General features: G+C 43.1%; 23 protein-coding genes and 2 pseudogenes. 8 read left to right on the top strand and 17 right to left on the bottom strand.

Annotated elements, in window-relative coordinates:
• Window positions 1–17: 17 nt before the first annotated feature.
• Window positions 18–437 (bottom strand): DUF6220 domain-containing protein, encoded by a 420-nt coding sequence (locus V7K49_RS27840; RefSeq protein ID WP_334872730.1) that lies wholly within the window; start codon window positions 435–437, stop codon window positions 18–20.
• A 113-nt stretch (window positions 438–550) separates the two neighbouring features.
• Here V7K49_RS27840 and V7K49_RS27845 point away from each other — a divergent pair, with 113 nt between their 5' ends.
• Window positions 551–829 (top strand): hypothetical protein, encoded by a 279-nt coding sequence (locus tag V7K49_RS27845; RefSeq protein ID WP_335208520.1) that lies wholly within the window; start codon window positions 551–553, stop codon window positions 827–829.
• A gap of 99 nt (window positions 830–928) precedes the next feature.
• On the opposite strand, the gene V7K49_RS27850 is transcribed toward V7K49_RS27845, so the two are convergent.
• Both V7K49_RS27850 and V7K49_RS27855 read right to left on the bottom strand, forming a co-directional pair.
• Window positions 929–1,096 (bottom strand): hypothetical protein, encoded by a 168-nt coding sequence (locus tag V7K49_RS27850; protein WP_334872728.1) that lies wholly within the window; start codon window positions 1,094–1,096, stop codon window positions 929–931.
• A 311-nt stretch (window positions 1,097–1,407) separates the two neighbouring features.
• Window positions 1,408–3,120: a putative bifunctional diguanylate cyclase/phosphodiesterase gene (locus V7K49_RS27855; protein WP_335208521.1), complete on the bottom strand. Its 1,713-nt coding sequence runs from the start codon at window positions 3,118–3,120 to the stop codon at window positions 1,408–1,410.
• A gap of 528 nt (window positions 3,121–3,648) precedes the next feature.
• Here V7K49_RS27855 and V7K49_RS27860 point away from each other — a divergent pair.
• On the top strand, window positions 3,649–3,936 hold the full coding sequence (locus V7K49_RS27860; RefSeq protein WP_335208523.1) for a hypothetical protein: 288 nt from the start codon (window positions 3,649–3,651) through the stop codon (window positions 3,934–3,936).
• Between the two features lie 42 nt (window positions 3,937–3,978).
• Here the strand turns inward: V7K49_RS27860 and V7K49_RS27865 are convergent, their stop codons facing one another.
• The 3 genes from V7K49_RS27865 to nfi form a co-directional block, all read right to left on the bottom strand.
• A complete protein-coding gene (locus V7K49_RS27865) occupies window positions 3,979–5,937 on the bottom strand; it encodes an FHA domain-containing protein (protein WP_335208524.1) in 1,959 nt (652 codons plus the stop codon).
• A 252-nt stretch (window positions 5,938–6,189) separates the two neighbouring features.
• Window positions 6,190–6,738, bottom strand: coding sequence for an FHA domain-containing protein (locus V7K49_RS27870; RefSeq protein ID WP_335208525.1), 549 nt, complete (start codon window positions 6,736–6,738; stop codon window positions 6,190–6,192).
• Between the two features lie 107 nt (window positions 6,739–6,845).
• The gene (gene nfi / locus V7K49_RS27875; RefSeq protein WP_335208527.1) at window positions 6,846–7,511 is read right to left on the bottom strand and encodes a deoxyribonuclease V; all 666 of its coding nucleotides are present in this window, start codon (window positions 7,509–7,511) and stop codon (window positions 6,846–6,848) included.
• 243 nt (window positions 7,512–7,754) lie between these two features.
• Between nfi and V7K49_RS27880 the strand changes: the two genes are divergently transcribed.
• From V7K49_RS27880 to V7K49_RS27900, 5 genes are all read left to right on the top strand, one after another.
• Window positions 7,755–8,276, top strand: coding sequence for a hypothetical protein (locus V7K49_RS27880; RefSeq protein ID WP_335208528.1), 522 nt, complete (start codon window positions 7,755–7,757; stop codon window positions 8,274–8,276).
• 173 nt (window positions 8,277–8,449) lie between these two features.
• Complete coding sequence (locus V7K49_RS27885) at window positions 8,450–9,613, top strand: hypothetical protein (protein ID WP_335208529.1); 1,164 nt, start codon at window positions 8,450–8,452, stop codon at window positions 9,611–9,613.
• Between the two features lie 125 nt (window positions 9,614–9,738).
• The gene (locus tag V7K49_RS27890; protein ID WP_335208530.1) at window positions 9,739–9,972 is read left to right on the top strand and encodes a hypothetical protein; all 234 of its coding nucleotides are present in this window, start codon (window positions 9,739–9,741) and stop codon (window positions 9,970–9,972) included.
• Window positions 9,960–10,406, top strand: coding sequence for a type II toxin-antitoxin system VapC family toxin (locus V7K49_RS27895; protein WP_335208531.1), 447 nt, complete (start codon window positions 9,960–9,962; stop codon window positions 10,404–10,406). Before V7K49_RS27890 ends, V7K49_RS27895 begins: the two co-directional genes overlap by 13 nt.
• Window positions 10,407–10,448: 42 nt before the next feature.
• Complete coding sequence (locus V7K49_RS27900; RefSeq protein ID WP_335208532.1) at window positions 10,449–11,414, top strand: aldo/keto reductase; 966 nt, start codon at window positions 10,449–10,451, stop codon at window positions 11,412–11,414.
• Between the two features lie 34 nt (window positions 11,415–11,448).
• Here the strand turns inward: V7K49_RS27900 and V7K49_RS27905 are convergent, their stop codons facing one another.
• The 7 genes from V7K49_RS27905 to purC all read right to left on the bottom strand — a co-directional run bounded on the left by V7K49_RS27905 (window position 11,449) and on the right by purC (window position 20,599).
• The gene (locus V7K49_RS27905; protein ID WP_335208533.1) at window positions 11,449–12,702 is read right to left on the bottom strand and encodes a DNA cytosine methyltransferase; all 1,254 of its coding nucleotides are present in this window, start codon (window positions 12,700–12,702) and stop codon (window positions 11,449–11,451) included.
• A 131-nt stretch (window positions 12,703–12,833) separates the two neighbouring features.
• Window positions 12,834–13,997: a lipid-A-disaccharide synthase gene (gene lpxB / locus V7K49_RS27910; protein ID WP_335208534.1), complete on the bottom strand. Its 1,164-nt coding sequence runs from the start codon at window positions 13,995–13,997 to the stop codon at window positions 12,834–12,836.
• A 102-nt stretch (window positions 13,998–14,099) separates the two neighbouring features.
• Window positions 14,100–14,918 (bottom strand): acyl-ACP--UDP-N-acetylglucosamine O-acyltransferase, encoded by an 819-nt coding sequence (lpxA, locus tag V7K49_RS27915; RefSeq protein WP_273762418.1) that lies wholly within the window; start codon window positions 14,916–14,918, stop codon window positions 14,100–14,102.
• A gap of 308 nt (window positions 14,919–15,226) precedes the next feature.
• A complete protein-coding gene (gene fabZ / locus V7K49_RS27920) occupies window positions 15,227–15,751 on the bottom strand; it encodes a 3-hydroxyacyl-ACP dehydratase FabZ (RefSeq protein WP_334967574.1) in 525 nt (174 codons plus the stop codon).
• Between the two features lie 98 nt (window positions 15,752–15,849).
• A complete protein-coding gene (lpxC, locus tag V7K49_RS27925; RefSeq protein WP_335208536.1) occupies window positions 15,850–16,743 on the bottom strand; it encodes a UDP-3-O-acyl-N-acetylglucosamine deacetylase in 894 nt (297 codons plus the stop codon).
• A gap of 232 nt (window positions 16,744–16,975) precedes the next feature.
• Complete coding sequence (locus V7K49_RS27930; RefSeq protein WP_335208538.1) at window positions 16,976–19,525, bottom strand: BamA/TamA family outer membrane protein; 2,550 nt, start codon at window positions 19,523–19,525, stop codon at window positions 16,976–16,978.
• 336 nt (window positions 19,526–19,861) lie between these two features.
• Complete coding sequence (purC, locus tag V7K49_RS27935) at window positions 19,862–20,599, bottom strand: phosphoribosylaminoimidazolesuccinocarboxamide synthase (RefSeq protein ID WP_334872692.1); 738 nt, start codon at window positions 20,597–20,599, stop codon at window positions 19,862–19,864.
• A 645-nt stretch (window positions 20,600–21,244) separates the two neighbouring features.
• Between purC and V7K49_RS27940 the strand changes: the two genes are divergently transcribed.
• Window positions 21,245–21,520 carry a DUF7219 family protein gene (locus V7K49_RS27940; protein ID WP_298904448.1) on the top strand — a complete coding sequence of 92 codons (276 nt, stop codon included), beginning with the start codon at window positions 21,245–21,247 and terminating at the stop codon, window positions 21,518–21,520.
• Between the two features lie 117 nt (window positions 21,521–21,637).
• Here V7K49_RS27940 and V7K49_RS27945 read toward each other — a convergent pair.
• The 4 genes and pseudogenes from V7K49_RS27945 to V7K49_RS27960 all read right to left on the bottom strand — a co-directional run.
• Window positions 21,638–21,979, bottom strand: a pseudogene (locus V7K49_RS27945) (adenylate/guanylate cyclase domain-containing protein); the annotation flags it as partial.
• 26 nt (window positions 21,980–22,005) lie between these two features.
• Complete coding sequence (locus V7K49_RS27950; RefSeq protein WP_334872689.1) at window positions 22,006–23,160, bottom strand: glycosyltransferase family 4 protein; 1,155 nt, start codon at window positions 23,158–23,160, stop codon at window positions 22,006–22,008.
• Between the two features lie 6 nt (window positions 23,161–23,166).
• Window positions 23,167–23,811, bottom strand: a pseudogene (locus tag V7K49_RS27955) (DUF4291 domain-containing protein).
• A gap of 12 nt (window positions 23,812–23,823) precedes the next feature.
• Entirely contained in the window at window positions 23,824–24,978 is a 1,155-nt protein-coding gene (locus V7K49_RS27960) for an NAD-dependent epimerase/dehydratase family protein (RefSeq protein ID WP_335208539.1), read from the bottom strand.
• Window positions 24,979–25,145: the final 167 nt, after the last annotated feature.

The following is a 25,145-nucleotide window of genomic DNA, read 5'->3' on the forward strand; positions in this document are numbered from 1 at the left end:
TGTGTTTCTTCTTGAGATTAGTCTTGGTTGTAGTTGGGAAATACAATGTGCAATGTTCGATGAACTAGGGTTGTGGAAATAGAGAATAAGGAAAAGCCGATAAGTGGGTGGAAGATTGCTAAAGGAAAAGAAGTCTTCAAGTGAATTGTGAGAAATTGCAGTCCCAGCAGCACTGGCATACTTGCTGTAAGGCTCTGGACTCTTGGGGGAAAGGGAATCAAAAACACCCATACCAACAAAATTAGTGAGAGTCCGCTATATCCTCGCACGAGCCAAATATGTAGGTTCCACCAATCAGAGTTGTAAAAGTAAGCTAATCCAACACTGAATACTTGGGTTGCTAAACAGAGATTGAAAAACACTGCTGCGATCAAAAAACCAATTTGAATCCAGCGCCCGGATATCTGTGTGTCATCAATGCCAGAATTTACAGTCATGGTAAAGTAATCCAAAAAAAGCAAACAAAGGATTTGACTTGATGTGACTAAAGCTAAGATAGGTCTGGTTGCTATACTGCGCCTAGACCTCGAAAGGGTACACTTTGCCAATCATGATTGCCTTACAAGCTCTATTTCATGCAATTGCTCAAGCTAAAGATGAACAGACGTTGCGATCGCACATATCCGCAGAAATGAGTCAGTATTTTTCAGCTACACGAGGTGGGCTGTTTTTCTTTGCTCAAATTTCTCTAGTTGACAGCAAGCTCCAAAAAGCAATGCAAATTGCATTATCACCCCAACACAATCCAGTTGCACGCTACTTGCTAGAACACCATGCCCCTGTTCATGAAGCTTTAGTAGTAGAACCTAAGACGTGGAGGATGATTTAAGGTTAGCTGTCTCTCCTCTTGATCGTTGCCATGACTTTAAGTGCTTTCATTGCTACTCCAGTATGTTAAGTGGGCGTGGTTAGGTTAATGCCCAAGGTTTCAAGTTGTTGATTTATCCAAGCTATTGTAGATCGCCCGTTCTACTCCTGTTTTAGCAATTTCTAGCAGTTGTTTGGATTGCTCCCACGTTTTGTGAGATGCTCTTACCTTTTGTGTGATTTTCTGGCGAGTAGATTCTTTCGGTAGCGCGATCGGAGTATTTAACAAGTCTTCAGTGGAAATTGCCGGATAAATTTCCTTAATTCTTTAATGGCGATCGCTGTGTATTCCTGGTGAACACATCATCCTGCTTCTATTTAATCTGTGCGATCGCAGTTCCTAGAAGATTAGCCTCGCCTTTTACGACTGCGAATTTGCCAATGGATTCTAATGCGGCTAAACCCGGACAATTTTTTGTGTGGTAGCGGGGCTTCCACACAAAAAGAATCTCAATCTAGGTGCGTAGCATTATACAAGTATTCGGGTGACCGCCGAGATAGGTGCAAAATGGAACACGTTGTAATGGCTTAGGCATCCACCTATGCTGCAATTGTCTCCATCTGCTGAGAACTTTTGTGCAACATTGCAGCAATTATATCAGCAGGGACAGGACGACTAAAGTAGAAACCCTGACCTTCATCACATCCCCGCATTTGCAGGTATTCAAGCTGTTCTTGGGTTTCCACACCCTCTGCCGTGATCTTCAACCGGAGACTCTTTGCTAGGGCAATGATCGCATCGGTGACGGCGGCGCTATCAGGATTAGATATGACATCCTGCACAAATGACTGATCAATCTTGAGCATGTTCACAGGAAAGCGCTTCAAGTAGTTCAGCGAGGAATAACCGGTGCCAAAGTCGTCTAGAGCCAACCATATACCCAGTTCTCGTAATTGTTTTAAAGTTTTAACAGATCGCTCAATGTCACTCATCAAGAAGCTTTCTGTCACTTCCAGTTCCAGGTAAGATGGTTGGAGTCCACTCTCCTCAAGAATCTCGCTGACGACCTCAACTAGATTTGCTTGTTCAAACTGTCGAGCTGACAGATTCACAGATATCCGAATTGGGGTAAATCCAGCAAGCTGCCAAGCACGGTTTTGGGCACAAGCAGTTCGTAAGACCCATTCATCAATTGCTACGATCAAACCATTGGCTTCTGCAATGGGAATAAACTTTACTGGAGAAACCAAACCGAAGGTAGGATGCTGCCAGCGAACCAACGCTTCCATAGCTGTAACTTTTCCGCTGTGTAAATCAATTAGAGGTTGATAATAAACCAGCATTTCGTTGCGCCCAAGCGCTCCATGTAATTCATTTTCTAAAGTCAGTCGCTCCTGCAACTGAGCATTAATTTCTGGCGAATAGAATTGGTATTGGCTACGTCCTTGCTGCTTCGCCTGGTACAGTGCTATGTGAGCCTGTTGCAAGAGTTTATCTACAGTATTAGGATCATTTAAGTCATTAATTGTGATACCAATGCTAGCGGTGAGATGAATCGAGTTACCCTCTAGAAAAAAGGGTTTGCTCAGGGTACTCAAAAGCACCTGAGATAACTTAATCACATTTTCAAAAGAATGAATGTTAATGCGGGCAAGGGCAAATTCATCTCCACTTAAATGGGCAAGAATATCTGTTTGCGCCATGCAGGTTGATAACCTATGAGCAACTGCTCTTAACAACAAATTTGTTGTCTCATGCTCTAACCCATGACTAATATCAGTAAAATCATCAATGGCTAGGAAAAAGACAGCTACAAGGCGCTGTTTGTTTTCAAGTTGAGATAGAGTTTGATAAAGGCGATCGCGGAATAAATCACGATTGGGCAATCCAGTTAGATCATCATAATTAGTGATGTAGTGAATTAACTCATCTAATTTGTGAAGAGTTTGTGAGGTATCCGCCATCAAGGTACCCGCTTCATCAGCAAATTCTGTAGGCAGTTCAGGTAGTGTTTTGGTATTGAGATAGTTTTGCAATGCAGCAGATGTCAAAATGACCGGTTTGAGAAGGTAGTGTAGCGCGTAGAGGGTGACAGCTGTACCCGCTAGCGTAGCCAACAAAGCAATGATCATAACTCGCACCGCCATCTCCAAGGAATAGGAGTTTGAGATGACGAAACTTAAGAGTAAGGTCAGAAGTGGTACATGAGTACCCAAAAATGCCACCAGCATGATTTTAGCGGTGTAACTTTTCTTGAGCCATCCGAAATGAGCTAGGAATGAATACAGGTAGAGCTTGTGATCGAGTTTCATAAATTCTGTTTGATAATTGGCGAATTAGTTCCGAGCTATCCTGGCAAAAGAGTATTTTTGATTCGCAATCCAGTTAGCTCTCAACCCAACCCTCATCAGGTTATATATTATGCTTCCCAATATATATTTATACTTAATATCTATAACGATAAAGTTTCTGTAAAACTTATTCCACAAACAATTCCAAAATCAAAATTATATTGTATTGATTGTTACAGTCACAGTAGTTATTCGTCGATTGGAATGTCATATGAAAGCAAAATTAACGACATATAATTACTGACAAATACCAGTGTTTACCCGTAGTTTAAGTTCACTAATTTCGACTTATGCAAGAGGTCTAAGAGGATGTTTGAAAAGTTGTAGAGTATAGCAATAACCCCACTTCCATTCCTCTAAAAGAAGCAAAGAGAGGCTTTGAAACCCCCATTCCCTTGTAGGGAAGGCTTGCTCGGTGGGTTAGATTTCTGAGGTTTTGATGTTAGTAATAATACTTTTCAAACATCCTCTAAGGGACTTCCAAAGCCTTTGAACCTCAATGTTGAACCTTTGAACCTCAATGTTGAACCTTTGAACCTCAATGTTGAACCTTTGAACCTCAATGTTGAACCTTTGAACCTCAACGTTGAACCTCTGAACCTCGAAGTTGAACCTCTGAACCTCAATGTTGAGCCTTTGAACCTCAATGTTGAGCCTTTGAACCTCAATGTTGAGCCTTTGAACCTCGAAGTTGAGCCTTTGAACCTCGAAGTTGAGCCTTTGAACCTCGAAGTTGCACCTTTTAACCTCAAGTTTGGAGTTTGGAACTCGAAATAGCCAGGTAAATACTCTATTCCTCCTGCCTTCTGCCTCCTTACATTAAGGTGACTGATTTAACACCCACTTCAACCACTGCCCAAAGGAACTTACAACATTTAACCTTTGAACTCCAGGCGCACGGGCGGCGGCGAGTCCATCAACGGCGACTAATGCGGCATATTGCAACCCCAAGAAACTATCAACTGCTGCATAAGGGCCACCTAAAGTAATAGCCCCAGCAGCATACATTTGACCTTTATCACTACGCATTTCTACTAATTCAAAATTGTTCGCTACAGCCAATCGCCCCAGGTGATTCACTGGGAGATTGTAATGTTTCACCAAATCTGCTATTAAAGGATTGGCATCTACTTTGGCATCCAGTCCAGTAGCATCAACAATAAAGTCAGCTAGCAATTTCATTTCCCCAAAGCTTTGCTCTCGGATACGGGTAATAGTCCGATTTTGGGCATCTCGTTCTACATCCAAAACCTCTCCGAAGGTAATTTGATACCAACCTTCGCTGATCCCTTGGGCAGTTATTTGCTGCCAGTCGTGGCGGTCGGCAGTGGTAGTTCCACCCCAGTCTGCTAGTAAACTCTTGCGTTCATCAGGACTAGCTTTTTCTAACATTGCCCGGAGTTCGCCGCCCCAACAAGCTTTCGGCCAGTTAAAGGGTTGAAATTCGTAATGATTTTTGACTAGGCGTTGGGTATTTTGAAATTTGTTGCCTTGGGGTTTAGGCGATCGCATTAAATGCAAAACTGCAATATTCTGATTTCGCTTTCTGGCTTCATAAATCCGTTGAATAATCCGCGAAGCCACAATTCCCCGCCCACGAATCAACACCGTACCACCTCGTTGCTCTAGTTGCTGATAAACATGATCATGGGCTTCATAAGCATTGACGACAGATTTAAAGTCTTGATATTTTTCCCTATAAGTTTGCAAATCTGGGAGAAACTGAATTGCTGGATACCCAGTAGCTAAATGTAAATAACGAGTAACTAAAAAAGCATAATTTCCTGGGCCGCGAGAATAAGCTACGCAATACCTGCCATCATCAGTTTTGCGAATTACCCTAACTCGCCCATAACGATAAATTTGATTCCAGCCAATCCGCTTCGCCTCCCGGTCTATGGAATCAAAGACATTACCCGCACGCGGAGTATAAGTTTCTGCAAATGTTGGTTCAGCAAACACTTGCCACAAATACTTGAATGCTGACTTCATCTCTCCCTTGGTGAAATCGTGCCAAGCCTCACGCAAGGCATAACTAGGCCAGCCCCAAATATTATCAGGACAAGAGTCAGAATTAGATCGCAGTCTTTCATGTAAGGGAATTTGCGAATTCAAACAAAGGCGCTTATAACGAGCATAGGGCTGCCCCTCTAATCCCAAAGCTACAATTTTGTCAGGACGCACACCACTAATTCGCAGCAAATTAGCCCAAAAAAAGCTACCCAGTCCCGCCCCGATCGCTAGATAATCAGATTCATCTACTGGTAAACCCGTAGCATGAAGTGCTTGCACAGCGACTTTTTGTGCCTGAAATGCTAATGGCGGGAAATTACTCGCCAAGGGCCTTAGCGGCTGAACGGCAGGCAAACTGGGGTCTGGGAGATTGGTCTTTGCATTGAAGTGAATCGTTGAAGGGGGAGTGGTATCTGGTGCAGAGGCGTTAGCAGCAAATGTCACCATGATCACATAGGGGCCAATTTGCAACGTATCGCCATTAACCAGGACACTGCGTGTTTGTAGTTGACCGTTGACATATACACCGTTAACGCTACCTTGGTCAATCACCACCAAATGGTCTTGTTCCCAGTCAATTAGGGCATGGTAGCGAGAAACTTCGTTACTGTTAAGCAGCATCCTAGAAACCCGCCCTCCCCTGAGTTCAGCAGGTAAACGAGCGAATTCTCGACCAAAAGCGATCGGCATACTCAACATTGGTTCTCGCCGTTCTCCCGTCGCTGGATCTTCCCAACTCAATTTAATTTGTAAGTCATTTGTCATTAGTTATTCCCCTCTGCTCCCCTGACTTTTCACGGTAAGTCCTCAAGCACAGAAAAAGCGTGGCTTTTTCCACAGTCTGATTCTCAATAGCTTTTAGTTAATGAAAATAGCTGACGCAAAAATCAGGGCTTGGGAAACCCTCAAAATAACCTTTTCCACATACCGTGAAAAGTCAGCTGCTCCCCTGGTTACTGAGCGACCTGTCCTAAGCGGAGCCAAAGGAAGTCGAAGTATGCCCCCCTGCCCTCCTTCTCAACTACCCGGTGCTACCAACACACTCACAGCCGCAGCCAAAGATGTCCCACACCAACGACAGCCAATTTGTAAATTCTCTCCTGGGGAAACTTTATGACATTTGGGGCATTCTAAACCATAAACTCCTGGCAGTGGTGCGGGGGGTGTCGCTGGATAGTGGTGATGTCCATGTACTGGTGGATGCGGTGAGAGCAAAATTGTTGCTGGAATGCTGCCCGTTGAAATGCTAGTAACGTTGAGTTTTATTTGTCCCAAAGAGATACTAGTGCCCTCAGTTAAAGGCATTTCACCTTGGACTAATTGCCGTCCATCGACAATCGGGGGATTTTGCGATCGCAAATTCCTGATATAAAAGCCCTGTTGCTGGTGATGAAAAAAGATTTCAACGTGCAGACCAGAGACAGTAGGGTGACTCAGAATAATATCGCACCGGAGTGGATCGCGACCGATGCGGACAGTGCCAGGATTTTGACTTGACTGTTGTTCGTAAATGTTCTGAATTTTATCTTCACCTGCATCGTGCCACTGTAAAGTCAGTGCGTTCATTGTTCTAACTTCGTAACTCGTATTTAGCTACTTCAACTTCTTTCTGTGCGATTCCTAACACGATTGAGTCGGTGCAAGCAAGTATTTAGAAAAAACTTCAACAAGCTTTATTTCGCCGACGCTAATTTATCTGCAATGCGTGTAGTTTCTGGCAACCGATATTTTGGCGTGCAGCGTAATACATAGTCGATTGCTGTCGGTAAACTAATTCTATGGCCACTGGAGATGTACAGAGGTTTTACTCCGGTGCGCGATCGCAAAACTGCCCCAATCGTTTCACCCTTATATATCAGTGGTTGCCTGCTGCCTTTTGTTTGGGCCAATTCTTCATACTTGCCTACTAACAACGACTTAGCTACACCAATTGTTGGTATATCTATAAGTAACCCTAGATGGCTAGCTATACCTAATCTGCGGGGATGAGCAATTCCCTGACCATCACACAGGATCATATCTGGTGTTGTTTTAATCTTTTCCAGGGCATCAAGAACGGCTGGAATTTCCCGAAATGAGAGGAACCCAGGAATATAAGGAAAGCTCGTAGGACGGTGTGCTAGGCTTGTCTCGATTACTTGTAAATCAGGAAAACTCAGGACTGCGACAGCTGCCCGGCTAATTGTTCCATCAGCTTCAAAACCCATATCCACTCCAGCAACGTACTGGATAGGTTCTTGCAGTTGATCCTTGGTAATTACTTGATCGCGTAGCTTTTCTTGGATAACTATGGCTTCTTCCAGCGTTGAGGGCCAAGCATGATCGTGATAAATTTTCATATTGAAAATTGGAATTAAACTGATTAATATTAATATTGTTAATTTGGCAAACACAAAAACAATAGTTTTTGATATTGATACAGGGAAAATATCTTTATTGCAAAACTCTGTGAAAGACTATCTTTGTACTAGATATTTTAGCCCAATTTAGCTGATATTGTGCATCATTATGTTACTTAAGGCTGTCAAGAGGGAATCCTGAGAATATAAGTTTATTTTCCTAGATTTTCTCTTTTAGTGGTCATGACACAGCCGAATATTCTAAAACTTGCAAAACAGGGAGATACCCAGGCGATCGCATCTCTGATGAACCGCCATCTACACCCCAAAGGGATCACTGCAAAAGTTGCCTTCAAAGATGCTTGCTTAGAGGTAATCCTAGAATCTGCCCAAGTACCAAATCAGCAAATTTTAGTTGCATTTATCCGAAAAGGGTTAACTGCTTTAGGGGCTGCATCTATTGAAAGAGTGAAAGTTAATGGACAACAAACGGGTAAGGGGTTTCCAGCTTGGAGTAAAGAGTTTGATTTGGGCATAGCAGAAGCTGAAATAGAAACAATAGATAAGGAAAATTCTTCCAGCAATCCTCAAACTATAACTATTTGTATTAACTTAAGTGGCGATACTGCACAAGGATTAACAAACCAAGATTTTGAATTTATTGCTAATCAAATAAGCACTGACATTTTATCATCTTGTACTGATGTTTTTATTCAGAAAGTAAGTATTAGTAATGGTAGCTCTGTGATTACAAAGGAACGTTAGTGTTTAATATCCATCACATATAGGCGCAGACAAAGGGTCTATAATCGAGGTTTTTACAATAAGTATAATAAATCCAAGTAAATTATAAATATAGGGCTAAAAATGTTATTTCTACCTGTAACTAGGGAACTATGAGATAGAAGATATTTATCAGATTTTCGGATTTATTGGTTATGACACAGCCGAATATTCAGGAAGTTAGTAAGCAAAACATACAAAAGTTTTACTGGCCTTTATGGTTTCCTTATCCTATTTCTTGGTTAAAAGCATTGATTTTGAATTTCTTTTTGAGTTTTATTATATTTGTACTCAAGAATCCTGGAAAAGTAGCCTACCTTATTGCATATTTTGATAATAGTCCTGAGTTATTTGCTATATTTACAATACTGTTACTCTTATGTCCAATTCCTATAATTTCTTTTACTCATCACTGCTTACACTTGCTCATTGGTCGGTTTATACCAGAAATTCAGGCACCCGAAATAGGTAGAACACAAGGATTATTACCAGGAATAATGAGTTGGTGGGAAGGATTGTATGCTTGGCTTGTAATTGCAATTTCTACACTGATAGCAGCTTTGTTTTCTACAATATTTCTACCATTTTTTAATCTTAGCTACGTCAGACAAATTGAAGAATACACACAACTACAAAATATTAATAATAATATAATATTAATATTTGGACTATTCTATATTTCTGGTGGGGCACTAACTTATCAAATTGAATATTTGGTAAAACACAGAATCATATCTGCTTATTCTGGCAATAAAGAAATAGATGCAAGTAAATCCAACACTGATTTAAAGGCAGATAAAGAACTCAATAGATTGCGCGGTGAAATGGGTTTACACAAAATGAAATCAAATAATTTATCAAATAATCAAGAAATTACAATCCTCAAGACTCAACATAAATATCGTAATTTAAACAAAAATTGGCTGCTTATTTTTTTAATATTTTCAATTCCTGTAGGAATATACTTTTCATCAAAATTTGTAGAAATACTTCCCTTTACCTCTAAAAATCCAACACAAATCTCATCAAAGTCTGTATTAGTTACACCCTCACCAGTGATTTCCAAATCGCCGATTGTGTTACTTAAAAATGATACATTCCGAGAAGCAGTAAGTAAGGCAATTAATGCAGCTAACCTTACTCAATCAGCAAAATCTCCAGATGAGTGGAAAACAGTTGTAAGTCAGTGGCAAACTGCGAGCGCACTTATGAAAACTGTGCCATCTTCTAGCCCAAATTATGCAATAGCCCAGCAAAAAATCAGAGAATATCAGAAAAATCTGAACTACGCTGAGAAAAATGCCGTCGGTGGCAAGTAATGCGATCGCACCTCAAAGTTAAACTAGAAAAAGCAGTGCGTAGGCATAGCCCGTCGTAGACATCGCTCTTATTCTCACCTACCTGATCAAATGCGATATTCCGATACTAATAAGGATTAATTATCATGCTTAATGGACTCAGGCAACAGGCGATCGTCAAACCTGGTGGTGTAGTAGAAATCTGTTCTCCAGAACTTCCAGCAGGTGTAACTGTCGAGGTTATAGTACTTCTGGAGTCACCCCCAAAGCATTCAGAAAAGCTTCTAACTAGCTTTATCGGATCTGCTAGAGGCAGTTTTGCCACACCCGAAGAAGTGGATAACTTTATTCGCCAAGAACGAGATGCATGGGAATCTTAGATGCTATTCAAAGCACACGGATCTACCTCGATACAAACATTTGGATCTATGCTTTAGAGGGATATCCACCATTCATCCAAGATTTAACTCAGTTATTCCAAAGTATCGATCAAGGTAACTTGAGTGTAGTAACTAGTGAATTATCACTTGCTGAAGTATTGGTAAAACCTTTCCAAAATCAGGACTTAGCTCAACAGACAACTTACGTACAACTGATTAGCAATTCACAGAATTTAACAGTGATTCCTGTCAGTCGTCAGGTTTTAATTGAAGCTGCTAAACTCCGTGCCAGTATTAACATTAAATTACCAGATGCTATCCATGCAGCAACAGCACTATTGACTCAATGCTCTACTTTTCTAACTAATGATCAGCGCTTTCGGAGCGTTCCTGATCTATCAGTAATTTTGCTTTCTGAGATTAATTCCCGCTAGCTAGAATTTATAATAAAAGTAATTTCGTCCCCGAAGCCAATCATGACAGAAGGAAAAACGCGGCGTAATTTTCTAATTACCAGCATTGCTGTGACAGGAGGTATTGTGGCAACTAATGCTTTACAGCAAAATACTAGCAACACCGCTACACCGCCAGCAACCATGCCAGAACGGCTGCTGGGACGTACGGAAGTAAAACTGCCTATCTTCGGATTAGGAGGAGCAGGACAAACGCCGCTATCCTGGGAAGGAAAAGAGGGTGATGCTGCGGCAATTATTCAAAGAGCGCTGGAACTTGGCATTCGCTACTTTGATACAGCGGCTAGTTATGGGCCGAGTGAAGATTATTTAGGTAAAGTCCTACCACCCCATCGCTCAAAGCTGTTTCTAGCAAGCAAGACTGATCAAAGACATCGGGATGGTGCATGGCGAGAATTGGAGCGATCGCTTAAACGTCTCAATACAGATTATCTCGATTTGTGGCAGTTGCATCGTGTTTCTTTTTCCGAAGAACTCGACACCATCTTTAGTTCATCTGGTGCAATTAAAGCTTTAGAAGAAGCCATACAACAAAAATTGGTGCGCTTTGCTGGTATCACCGGACATCACGACCCTGAGGTGATTGCGGAAGGGTTACGTCGCTATCCTTTCCACACTACACTGATTCCTGTGAATGCCGCTGACAAACACCACCCACATCCATTTATCCCAGTAGTTCTACCAGTTGCTCAAGAAAAAAATGTCGGTGTGATTGCGATGAAAGTCCCGGCTTATGGTCGGCTGTTTAAATCAGGTGGGTTGACAGGTATGCAGCAAGCTTTAGGTTACACAATGTCTCAGCGTGGGGTTCATTGTTGCGTGATTGCGGCAGAGACTGTCGCACAATTAGAGAATAATGTCAAGATAGCGCGGGCTTTTGTGCCCCTTAAAAAGGAAGAATTAACAGCGATCGCTCAACGGACTGCTAATATCTGGGAAGATAGTACATTCTTCCGTAACTGGACTTAGCCCAACCTTGCACATATTGCAGAGTGTATTCTTATCAGGGGGACTGATAATGTTGTGCCGCTTGGGACATATTAAATTGTAGTAGCTTTTCCTCTGGCAACTTGTATCCCAAACTCGGTTTAAAAGGCGAAATATTCAAACTGCGAATAATTTCTGCCGCCACAGCCTTTGCTAGTAGGGGTGGTACAGAGTTACCGACTTGTCTAAATCCGTGCCATTTAGTTACATGAAATCTAAACCAATCGGGGTAAGAATGTAATCTTGCTGCTTCTCTGACTGTGATACAACGGGGCGTAAATGGATGAATCGGTCTAGGAGATGTGAAAGAACCCTTGTACTTGTCTGTTCCGGCTCTTAACGTATTGCAGACACCAGCAGGGTGCAGCTTATAAAAACGACTAATTTTTTCTCTTTCGCCTTGTTGAGTCTCCTGAAAACGTTGAATAGTTTCTGCTGAATGTTTTGTTCTTAAACTTGAAGAAAGTATTCGCAAATCATATTCACGTTTGTAAGAATAATCATCGTTTAGGCATTTGATACCGCGAAGTATCCGAGCATAGTTACTAGGCTTTCCGTATTCTGCTGTTACCCAATTTTTCGTTAGTAACTCAGGATATTTTTCTATTTCAGGTAAATCTCCAATTGCATCCCATACTGTAGGACTCAATGGAATGTCAGATATTTTTTTATAATTTAAATTATTTTGTAATGCTTGTTTAGTAATCGGTTGAGGATATTTTGGCAACTCTAGATCCTCCCTTGCGCCTATGAGAAATAATCTCTCACGGGACTGTGGTACTCCGTAATGTGCAGCGTTGAGAATTTGGTAATTTTCTTCTACCTTATAGCCGTAAGTTTTAAACTCGCTAATCAAGGTTTGGAGGATTTGTTTATGTTCGCCAACCGTGATCCCCCGCACATTTTCCATCACAAAAAATTTTGGTTTTAGCTCCAAAACCAGTCGATGAAAGTGAAACACCAAAGAGTTTCGTGGATCATCAACAGCCCGTTTACCAATTAGGGAAAATCCTTGACATGGTGAACCACAAATTACCACATCAATTTCACGATCGCCAACACGAGACCGATTCCTAATTTCTTTCCCGGTTGTCTGTTCAACACTTTTACATAAAACTGAGCAAAAAGGGAAGTTAAACTCATGTGTTGCACAGTGGATCGGGTCGATTTCCACGGACGCCAGCACATCAAAGCCAGCTTGCTCAAAGCCAAGAGTCATACCGCCCGCGCCCGCGAACAAATCAACTGCGATCGCTCTTTGTTTTTTCATCTCATAAGCCATGACACCTCAATATAATTCCTAATTTCCCCACGGATAAATGCGGGTTTCAACAAAAATACGTGCTTCACACTTATTTTATTCATAAATAAATTGATTGATTCTCTATTTTGAATTACAAATTACAAATTTGGTCGCATTTGCAAAATTTCTTGAGCAGCGCGATCGCATACCCCAACTTCTCCTAAACTTTGCCGCATTTCTTCATAATCTAGCAAAGTTTGCTGTCTGCGACGGGGATTGAGTAGCAGTTCCATCGCTGCTTGGATAATATTCTCTGGTGTGGCTTGCTCTTGTAAAAATTCTGGCACAATCGACTTCATCACTACTAAATTGGGTGGTGATGCAAAGGTTATGGAACCTTTGAGGATGTTACGAGCTATCCAAGCAGTCAGGGAACTGAGGCGGTAAACTACAACTTGCGGCACATTTAACAGAGCCAGTTCTAGGTTGACAGTACCAGATTTACTAATAGCTAAATCAGCAGCGGCAAAAACTTCCTTTTGTCGACCTAATACAACTGTAGCCTGCAAACCGTAACGCTCAATAGCCTCCTCAATTGGCTGTCTATAGACTTCCAGAGATAGGGGAATCCAAAAATGAACTTCAGGTAATTTAGCTTGCAGAGTTTGGGCGGCTTGAAAAATAATTGGTAAAAGATATTTTAGTTCTTGGTGGCGAGAGGCGGGGAGGAGTGCGATCGCAATCTGTTCTGGTGCAATCCCCAATGTTGTCCGAGCTGCTTGGCGACTGGGAGCGTCTTGCATTCCGTCAACCAAAGGATGCCCTACCCAAATAACTTTTGCCCCTTGTTCGCGAAAGTAACGGGCTTCTTGTGGGAAGATTGCCAACAACTTGTCTGTAAAACCAACAATCCTGTTAGTCCTACGGAAATTGACTGACCAAGCCCACTCTTGGGGAGCGATGTAATATACCACAGGCACATCTGGCAGATGCTGTTTCATGTAAGTCCCAATTTTTATATTCGGACTCATGTAATCGATCAGCACCACCAAGTCAGGTGGATCTTGCTTTAGGGAAGCGATCGCCTTACGTTGCACTTGGAGAGTCGGTAAAATATAAGGCAGCCCTTCTTGAATACCCATTGAGCCAATACTACTGGTATTTCCCAGTAGAGTTGCCCCAGCCTCTACCATTTTTTCGCCACCCAGGGCCACAATCTCTAATTCCAACCCAATCGCCACAGCTTGACGCTTCAGCGCTGTAATTAGCAGCGACCCTTGTAAATCGCCAGATACTTCGCCAGTGCTGATAAATATCCGCATTTGATAATTGGTAATTAGTAAAAACTTAAAAGTGAGGAGTGAATAGTTAAGAGTTAGGAGTTAAAAATTTAATTCATCAACTCATAACTCCTAACTTATAATTCACGATTCATCACTCACGCCTTTTTTCCCCTTACCGGGAATCAAGCCACGCCTTCCTGGCATCTGAGAAAGTAGCAGGAAGCGGCGCAGATGCTGCAATTCTTCGCTATCCCCTAACAGTTCCAGTTGTTCCAAGGCATCCTTAAAGGACAAATCAGAACGGTAGAGAATGCGGAAGGCTTTTTTCAGCATTTGCAAATCTGCTGAGTCCATACCAGAGCGTTTAAGTCCGACAAGGTTTAGGGTTCGTACCCGCGCCGGATTTCCCTCAACTAGCATATATGGGGCCACATCCCGGTCAATACGTGCCATGCCTCCTACCATTGCCTGTCTACCAATATGTACAAATTGATGGACACCTAAAACCCCACTCAGCCTAGCGCGTGACTCTATATGGACATGACCTGCCAACGCCACAGAGTTAGCAATCACTACCTGGTCTTCAATCACGCAGTTATGAGCCACATGGACATAAGCCATCAGCAGGTTTCCATCACCTATTACCGTCGCTTCACCGGCACCAGTAGCACGGTTAATAGTAACGTACTCACGAATTAAGTTGTTATCACCAATTTTGACCCAGGTTGGTTCTCCCACAAACTTGAGATCCTGAGGTTCCATGCCGATGGCTGCACCTGTAAAAATCTGATTTTGCGCCCCAATTTCACAAGGTCCCTCTAGCACAGCATGAGCGCCGATTATTGTTTCAGGGCCCACTTTGACATGCGCTCCAATCACAGCATAGGCACCGACTTGCACTGTATGGTGGAGTTCCGATTTAGGATGAATTACAGCAGTTGGATGAATTAGCGTTTTCAAGGGTGAATCTCCAGAACTGTCTTGATAAGCCAGCGCCAGACGGGGTTTCTGAAGCAGCGTGTTACTCTGGTTAAGAGAGTTGTACCTACTGCCGTCCCATCGAGGTGACTGGTAGAGCGTGAAGTATTTCAGTGAACGAAAGTGTCGGGCAAAGCAAGTTAAGTGTGTTTGTGAGTGCGTCTCGTAGAGAGGGCGTCGAAAATCAATAAATTATTCAGATGCTGTTGTGGATTTTTTTTAACTGTTATCCTTTTTCCGGATTCAGTAAGGGCACTTCACGGCTATGCCTATACCACGAAAGCAAACTTTTAGTTAACTAGAGAAAACATTAATTCCCCTTCACAAGTAAGTTGACCGTCAACTTCGGCACGACCTTGCATCTTACCGAAACGACGTTGTTTTACCCATAACAGTTCCAACGTCATTACTAGTTGATCTCCCGGTACGACCTGGCGGCGAAAGCGGACTTTATCGATACCAGCGAAGACGAACAGTCCGTCTTCTTCCGGAGACATTTGAGTCAGGACAATACCCCCGACTTGTGCCATTGCTTCGACAATTAGCACCCCTGGCATCAGTGGACGTCCAGGGAAATGCCCTTGGAAATGGGGTTCATTGATAGTGACATTTTTAACCCCAACAGCTTTTTTACCTGGAACATAGTCAATTATTTTATCTACAAGTAAAAATGGGTAGCGGTGGGGTAGCAATTTCTGAATTTCTTCAGATGTGAAGCTTGTTTTAATCTCAGAACTGATTGTAGTCTCATTTATAGCCTGTGGTTCGGTAGATGTAGTTGTATCGATGGTATTCACTTCAGTGAGGATTGACATTGGCCGTGTAGTTGATTTTTCATCTGAAAGTTGAGTAGGCAGGCGTATATCCAAAGCTTAATAATCCTAGATTTTAGGCTTTAGTTCTACTCCAAAATCTAAAATCGTTCGACTGAGCGTTCGCGCAGCGTCTCGTAGAGAAGCCGAAGTCCCAAATCTAAAATTTTTTGAGCCAGTTGAATGTGTAAATTATGACTGGCTTTATACGCTAAGAAATGAGCACTAGGAAAAGTTCCTAGTAAACTTAAATCTCCTACTAAATCCAAGATTTTATGACGGACTGGCTCATTTGCAAATCTTAATGGTGGATTTAGCCAGCCTTCTGATCCACAAACAAGTGCATTATCCAAACTGCCACCTTTAATTAACCCTGTTTTTTGTAAGTGTTCAATTTGATGCTGTAACCCAAAAGTACGGGCAGGAGCAATTTCCGCAGCAAAGCTAGCAGAAGCTTTTCCTAGTTCAGCACTGAGTGACCAACTATGCCATTGATTACCAATGGCAGGCAGGTCAAAATCAATACCGTAACTAAAGCGGGTTTCTGGTGCTGGGAGGGCACATACAAAGGCATCCCCTTGATAGACCCATATTGGTTCTGTAACAGCCAAGGGAACTTGGTTGTTAACGGGTTGTGATACTAAGCCAACTTGGGCAATGTTGGCTGTCCACACACTTGCTGAACCATCCAAAAGTGGAACTTCTGGACCATCAATTTCAATCCGGGCATTATCCACACCCATACCAGAAAGTGCTGCCAACAAATGCTCTACCGTGCGAACAGATACCTCACCCTTGCCCAACTGAGTTGAGAGAACAGTGTGACTAACTGCCGCAACTTGGGCTGGAATGATCGGCAAATCTGGTAAATCTACTCGCACAAAGTAGCGTCCACTTCCTGCCTCAGCTGGTAGTATCCGCACCTGGGTACTCACACCGCTATGCAGTCCCACCCCTGTTTGGATGATTTGGGCGGCTAGAGTGTGCTGTTGCATAGCCGAAAAGTCAATATATTTCTTTTAGTATTGTTCATCGTCTGTTTTGGTAAAATCCCTGATATTCCCCAAAAAATGTGATTAATCCCTTTATCGGAACAGTATTGAGGTAAATGTGAAAATTAGCAAGCTAATCCAAAAAAGTTATGAGTTAAGAGTGAGGAGTGAGGAATTAAAACTCATAACTCCTTTACGGGCGCAAGGTCTTGCGCCCCTTCTAACTCCTAACTGGTTAAAATCTTTCCCCAATACCGAAATTAATCCGGCTATCACCGTCATCGTTGATACCGTAATCAATCCGAATTGGCCCCAGTGGAGACTGGACGCGAACGCCAAGACCATAGCCAAAGCCACTACCATTTTTGTTCAACACTTCAGCTGCCCTAGTACTAGTTCCCAGGTCACTGCCGACATCAAAAAATAGTGCGCCACTGACTACTGAAAAAACTGGGAACCGATACTCAACTGATGCTTGTACATAAGAGCGTCCACTACCTAATGTTCCTTCTTCATAACCCCGGACGGAATTGCTACCGCCAAGGGTAAAAGCTTCGTAGGGAGGCAAGTCACCGAAGATGGTTCCTGCTTGCAGGTTAAATGCTAAGGTTTGTGCCCCTTTGGTGAGGCTAATCAGCTTGATGGGTAAATATTGGCTGTAGCTACCCCGGAATCTGGTGAGGAAAATGCTGCCTAGTCCGATAGGAACCGACTGATCAACCCCGAAGCGGAGATAAGAACCACTGGTGGGTTGCAGGGGGTTATTCCGGAGATCCCGTTGTGCCCCTAGTTGCAGCAGTAGTAAATCGTCTTGACCGCTGCTAGATAAAGTCAGTGGAATTTCATCACTGATGCGGTTTCCATTATCATCAAATACCGCTCCTGTTTTTCTGAGATTGCCATGAGCATCACGGGCAGAAACTCGTTGATACTGTAAACCCGCTGAGGCAGTCCAGACAGAAGTTTTGTAAGGATTGGAGGACAGGGGACGGGTAAAGGTGACACCACCACCTATACGCAGAATCCGGGGGCGATCCTGAGAATTTGTATTGGTGGGATTACCTGGGTCAAACGTCTTAATATCTTCATCTTTGCCATCAAAAATCAATGAAATTGAACTGCGGCGAAAAATATTGGTTGTGTAAGAAGTCCGGTAGGGATCTCCCGCGATCCAGGGGTCTGTGAACCGCAGATCAAACAGCAGTTCCCGTTCTCCCACCTGTACTTCTGCCCCCAGCTTTTGGTTTCTACCGTTCAGATTTTGCTGTTGATAGCTTACTGTTCCAAAAAGTCCGCTAGCAGAACTAATCCCTGCCCCAGCCGCAATAGAACCGCTGCTGCGTTCAGCTACATTCACTACTACATCCACCTTGCTGGGGTCACTACCAGGGTTAAGGGACACATTCACATCCTCAAACAGTCCCACTCCATACACGCGCTGTAGGTCTTTTTGCACTGTGTTGCGATTGAATACTTGTCCTGGCTTCAACTCCAATTCTCGTGTAATGATGTAATCCTGTGTGCGTCCCCGAATCGGTTGTCCTTTCTCGTCTGTCTCCTGACCATCTTTATTACGGAACCGGACTCTAATATTCTCTACTACCCCTTCTGCTATTTGCAAGGTAACAACTCCGTTTTCAGAGACTTGAGGCGCTCCAATCACGTTGGCTAGCACGTAACCTTGGTCTTGATATCGCTTGTTTAACTGCTTGATGCCTTCTTGCAAGTCACGCAAGTTGAGGATTTTGCCATACTGCTCCCGAAATACTTCATCCACAGTATTAGCTGGTAGTACAGAAGCAACACCAGTGCCAGGATTGGCTTGCACTTCTACTTTGCTCAGAACGGGGTTAGGCTGCACAACAAAGCTCACCCGCACTCCCAAGGGGGTATCTTCTGGCGTTGCCTGGACGTTGGAGAAGAAGCCAGTACCAAAGATGGCGTTAATATCTTCTTGTAGTTGGCTGCGGGTTGTCGTTCGTCCTGGTTGGGTACGAATTACTTTGTAAACTTGGTCTTCTAGTTCTGGTGATAGTTGCCCAGCCTGTGATCTAATTAATACTTCTGATACCAGTACGCGGGGGTCATTGGCTTCTGGGGCTGTGTTGGGTTGAGTATTTCCCGGAGTTGTCGGCGGGTTAATATTCTGCGGACTGGGAGTAGCGCCTGGGGCTGTGTTGGGTTGAGTATTTCCTGGAGTTGTCGGCGGGTTAATAATCTGCGGACTGGGAGTAGCGCCTGGGCGTGGGGCAGGTGTTCTTTGTTGACTAGCTGGGGGGGGAATGTCTGGAGTGGTTGATGGTTCTGGAGTTGTGGGTAATAAAGGTTCCGTTGTCGGTGGATTGACATTTTCTGGGACTGGAGTGGTTTCAGGAGTTTGGGAAGGCGTTGGTTGTTGAATTTCTGGCGGTGGAATGTCTGGAGCGGGAGATGGCTGTTGAGTAGGGCTGGGATTAATTTGAGGGGTTTGTGCAGTTGTTGGCGTTATGGAGGTTGGTACTATTACCTTTGATGTCGCACTCGCTGCTGGATTGGCAGGGTAAATTGCGACAATGCGGGATTGGAGAGGCTCCCCCTCTATAACTCTTGTGGGATTAGGTCGAGATACTAGACTTTTACTAGAGTTACCCTGACCAGTATCCTTTTCTGGCTGCTGATTTTTTTCTAGTGTCAAAACTTCTGTTGTCTGTTTTGAACTGTTGGCGGTTTCTGCATTTGCACTCAATGAACCGCCCAAAGGGACTGCAATTGCTACTGCTGCCAGCAATACGGGAGATAAACGCATTTTACTTATGATTCCTCTTCACGACCACACACACACCATCACAAGGCAATAATGCCCTCATGCCCAAAGGTAAAGCTCAAGACATAATTTTTTCTTTTGCTTTTTTACTTTACAAGGCAAAAGGCAAAAGTCAAATTTCAGGAGGCAAGATCAATCCCACGCTTTTAAACGTGGGATTGATCTTGGACGCTTTGGATCTCGTACCACCTGAGGTGAGATCCAATTCTTCTTTTAAAACTGGCTAATGACCCACGACTAAAGTTTTCATTCATAATTGTTTCCTTTTGTCTCCTGCCTTCTCTTATAATTTCTTCTTACCTTTTGGTTTTTACCTGTTTAACTTGTAGTTTCTACTGCTTTTAGCACTCTTTGTAAAACCTCCTGGTAGGCATCCTCTACATTTCCTAAGTCTCGGCGAAAGCGGTCTTTGTCCATTACCCGGCGGTTTGAGTCCTTTTCTGCGGTATCCCACAAACGGCAGGTGTCGGGGCTAATTTCATCGGCCAAGAGCAACTGCTGTTGTGAGTCCAAACCAAACTCTAGTTTGAAGTCTACTAGGGTAATGCCGCACCGCTGCCAAAAGTTATTGAGAAATTTGTTGATGTGCAATGCTAGATGTGTTATTGCGTCTACTTGTTCCGCAGTAGCTAGTTCTAGCAGATACAGGCGATCGCATGTCAATAAAGGATCTCCTAATTGGTCATTTTTGTAATAAAACTCTACCAAAGGCTGTTTCAGAATTGTACCCACTGGTAACCCTGTTTGCTGACACAGACTGCCAGCAGCAATATTTCTGATAACTACTTCTAAGGGCAAAATCTTTACTGCTCTCACTAGCATCTGATTTGGGGCAGGGCTGTTGATAAAGTGAGTCTTTATACCATTTGCCTCCAACTGTTTAAAAAGCTGGCTGGAAATGCTACAATTAATTTTTCCTTTTCCTTGGATACTGCCACGCTTTTGGGCGTTGAACGCCGTGGCGTCATCCTTAAAATCGGCCAACAAGACTTCGGGATCGTCCGTTGTATAGAGAATTTTCGCTTTGCCTTCGTATAACTTGGAATTAACAGACATGGTGGCAGGTAAAGTTCTAGGCGATGGACGATTTTTGTCGTTTCGGGCTTCACCATTTTATCTTTAGTTATTGACTATTAGTCATTGGTGATTATTGAGTGCTAAGTACTGAGTGCGGAATATCAGTTCTTTACTCATAACTTGGAACTCAGAACTGTTTTGCCCAACGCCCTCATTAGCCAGTTGCCAAGCATTCAGAACTAAATCTCTAACTTTTAACAGACGACGACAATTAGCTTTAGTGCATAATAGGTTTATCTAAGTAGTTTCAACCGAGAAGATTAGTAATTATTTTTGCAGAGAAAGATTGCTAAAAAGTACGGGTATGTTTTAATAGTTTGTAAGTCAGTGTTTCAACTGTAGTTAATTATAATCTGAGCTTCATAAACTAAGATGAAAGAAATTGATAGCTCGGAGGGAAGTCAAATATACTCTCTAGTCATTTTAACAGGGAATTTTTTGTAACATTTACAGTAAAACTATTTCAAGCTTTATCTTCTAGTCTCAAAATCTGAATCAACCAATTTCTGCATCACCAATTGGAAAAGGAGTTGGATGATTTGATTTCCCCTAGTCTGACAAAAAAAGATTAGGGTAGCTAGTGATTCAGCTTTAGACATTTAAACAGAAAGGGAGTTAAATAATTTGGAGAAAAAAATAGTGAACAAGGATGATTTTCTCTACCCTCGTGGTCGCTACTACGGTCAGGTAAAGCCAGAAAACTTGGTTTTTAATGCGAATCTACAGGAATTTGCCCAACGAGTAAGCTACATTTGCAACTTAGAAACAGGTGGAAAACTGCCTCCAGGTGCAGCTTACGAACAAATAAAGGATCTATGGAAACAGTTGAAACGCTCAAAAAAAGAGCTAAGAATTGGCGAAGACCCTTTTCAGGATGACCAGGGAGAGGTTCAAGGTTGAAGGGGAGAGGTGGGGACGCTGGGATTGATAACTCATAACTCCTAACTCTCTCACTCAAAACTACTTGGTAAGCATTGTCCAAATACCATCCCAGGACTCTGGTGGAGTTTTTTGTAATTAATTATACGCATATTGCTGGTGGATATCAACAGATCGGTCTTTGGGTTGGATGCATTTGGTGGATTCAAAACAGGCGATCGCTTGTGAGAAGTGCGCGATAAATAAGCAGTGCGTCCGCATATAATAGTTAAACAGAAACTCTTGAGTGTTGGTATCTAGAGGGGTGCTGCGATCGCTAATTAACTTGTAGATATTCACCGCCTGGTGTTTCCCTTTGACGCGAATTTTATCTAACTAGCGCACCCAAATGCGATCGCGGCAAAGCTAGTAAGTAAATTCACTTAAAATAATATCACAATCATATTCCTTAGTTACCGCTTTCAAGCGCAAACTCAAATTGGGCATTGGTTATTCTCCCCACTCCTCTATTTTGTCAACTGTTCAGAAAATATCACCTTTTGGTAGTAATCCTGTAACTGCCTGGTGGCAGATGGCCAACCCCAACTTTCTGCTTCCTGGCGAGCATTTTGACGGATGATGTCTCGTTGTTGTTTTTGTTCTAAGAGGCGAATAGTAGCAGCGATGGCTCCGCCAACGCCAAGGGCGAACGCTCCTTGAACATCTGCTGTTGGCTCGAAAAGATATCCATTTACCCCATCTGTCACAATATCAGGAATTCCCCCCGAACGGGCTGCTACCACCGGACAGCCAGCAGCCATCGCTTCTAGTAGTACTAAGCCTAATGTTTCTGTCCGGGAGGGAAAAATAAAGGCATCGGCGCTAGCAAAGGCAGAACCCAACTCTTGCCCCATGAGATAGCCAACAAAATAAGTGTTTGTGCCAGCAAAGTGTTTTTGCAATGCTTGACGGTGGGGGCCATCCCCAACCAATGCCAACCGCGCTTCAGGAATGGCTTCTAAAATTGGTTTGATGCGCTCAATTTCTTTTTCAGCGGAAAGCCGCCCAACATAAAGTAGCAATGGACTTTCTGGATGGTTTTGTGATAGACGCGATCGCATCTCTACACTAGCCAAATTGGGGTGAAATAATTCTGTATCTACCCCACGCTGCCACAAATCTACCCGTTCAATACCGTGTGCTGTCAGTTCCTCCATCATTGCTGTTGAGGTACACAGATTCAAAGCTGCTTGATTATGAGCACCTTTGAGCAGTTCCCAAAGAAAACCTTCCAGCATCCCCAAGCCGTAATGCTGGAGATATTGGGGTAAATGCGTATGATAAGACGCCACTAAGGGTATTTTGAGGATTTTACTATAAAATATCCCAGATAAACCCAAAACTGCTGGATTCACGACATGAATAACATCTGGCTTAAACTCTTCTAAGGCGTAACCAATGGCTGGGCGGGGAAGTGCCATTTTCAACTCTGGATACAATGGCAGAGGAAAGCCAGTAACGCCGTAAACTTTAGCGCCTTTGTGTTCAGTGATCCCTCCATCAGGGGCAATTACCAAAACTTGATTACCACTGCGCTGTAAATGGTCAACGGTATGGCGCAGGCGCGTCACAATGCCGTCAACCTTGGGCAAAAAGGTTTCGGTGAATAGGGCAATTCTCATAAAAAACTATTTAGTACAGGCAGATAATCCCAGGTTTTCTTGCGTTTCGGTATCAAACACAGAGTAAACTGTCTCCCGTGGTGTAATCAATTCTGCACAGTCAGATTTAATGTTTTGCCGCTGTTTTTGTACAAAGTCCGATGTGTCCTCAATGTTCACAATCCAATCTTTGGCATAACTAGCTAGCACTTGACCACGTAACCCTAACTGAATAGCGCGTCGTTCTAATTTTGTCCCCGATGAGTGATGGTCTGGGTCCCATTGTAGACGGACTTGTGATTGCTTCAATGCTCTTTGCCATGCACTTTTATTGGGATAAAGTTTTGGAACGTAGCTGGAATGAACACCTGCCGCTAAAATTTTATCAAAAGCCGAACGCTTAATCCAAATAGCTAACCCCACCTCTTGCCCATTTTATGTACCCCATCCAGAACGATACATCATCCAGAGGAAGTTAGGTTTTATCCAACTCATGCGGTCAAAACTGAACTCACCACCAAAATAACCGTAGGTGGCGGCGAAATCACCAATAGCTGGACGATACGCCTGATAAATAACAATTGAATGGTCGTCATATTGTGCTAGGAGATGACGACCATTTTTAGGCCAATTGCTGACTTGAGTTAAATAAGGTTCTGTTATCAGCCGCACGCAGAGTTTACCCTAATTTCTGTGCCAAGAGACTTTGGGCAGAATTTGTTTGTGATCAACTCGTTTCTGATACTTGATGGCAAAGTTTAACAGAGAATCGAGTAGAGAATCAGAAAGCAAGTGAGGCTCTAAACCTAAATCGAGCAATTTAGTGTTTTTAGCGTTGAAGTAATGTTCTTCTTTCTCGACTCTGGGATTATCTAAGTGATTGATTTCTACATTCAATCCCATAGCGTTACCAGCTTTTTTCACCATCAATGCCAAGTCGCCGACGCTGAATTGTTCGGTAAATTGGTTAAATACGCGGAATTCACCAGGTTGTGCAGGGTTAGCGATCGCTAATTCTACACATCGGACTGTATCCCGAATATCCAAAAATCCGCGAGTTTGCCCGCCTTTACCGTAAACCGTTAAGGGGTGTCCAATAGCTGCTTGAATGCAGAAGCGGTTCAGTGCAGTACCAAACACGCCATCGTAATCAAGCCGATTAATCAACAGTTCGTCCATCCCCGTTTCTTCGGTTAAGACGCCATAAACTACACCTTGATTTAAATCCGTTGCCCGCAATCCCCAAATCCGGCAAGCAAAGTGGGTGTTATGACTGTCATGGACTTTGCTTAAATGGTACATTGAACCAGGCTGCTTGGGATAAGGTAAGGTATCCTTGCGTCCATTGTGTTCAATGGTGATGTACCCTTCTTCTATGTCGATGTTGGGTGTACCGTATTCACCCATCGTCCCCAGCTTCACCAAATGACAGTCTGGGAAATCTTCCCGCATGGCGTACAACAAGTTCAACGTACCAACTACATTATTGACCTGAGTAAGAACTGCATGTTCGCGGTCAATCATCGAAAATGGAGCCGAACGCTGTTCACCAAAATGCACTAGGGCGTTTGGCTTAAATTGATGTAATGCTTTGTTGAGAAATTCGTAGTTAGTAATATCGCCGATGAACAGGTCGATAGATTTGCCAGTCAAATCTTGCCAGTGCTGGAGGCGTTGCTGAATTAGTGCGATCGGAGTGAGAGTTTCGACACCCAGTTCATTATCCCAATGCCGCCGCACTAAACTATCTAAAATTGCAACTTCATAACCTCGATTGGAAAGGTAAAGAGCAGTTGCCCAACCGCAATATCCATCACCACCAATAACCAGGACTTTCATCTTCACCAGTTTTTACTCGCTGATAGCTAAATCTACCAGGTTTGTGTCCCCTCTCAATCATCATTCTGGCAAAGATGTCAATTTAGGCAGCAGGGGGAGAGGGGAAGATGAGGGGAATTCTACCTAAATCCTGTACAGACGCGATTAATCGCGTCTCTCCTAACTCC

The organism is Nostoc sp., assembly GCF_036919675.1.
GTDB lineage: Bacteria > Cyanobacteriota > Cyanobacteriia > Cyanobacteriales > Nostocaceae > Nostoc.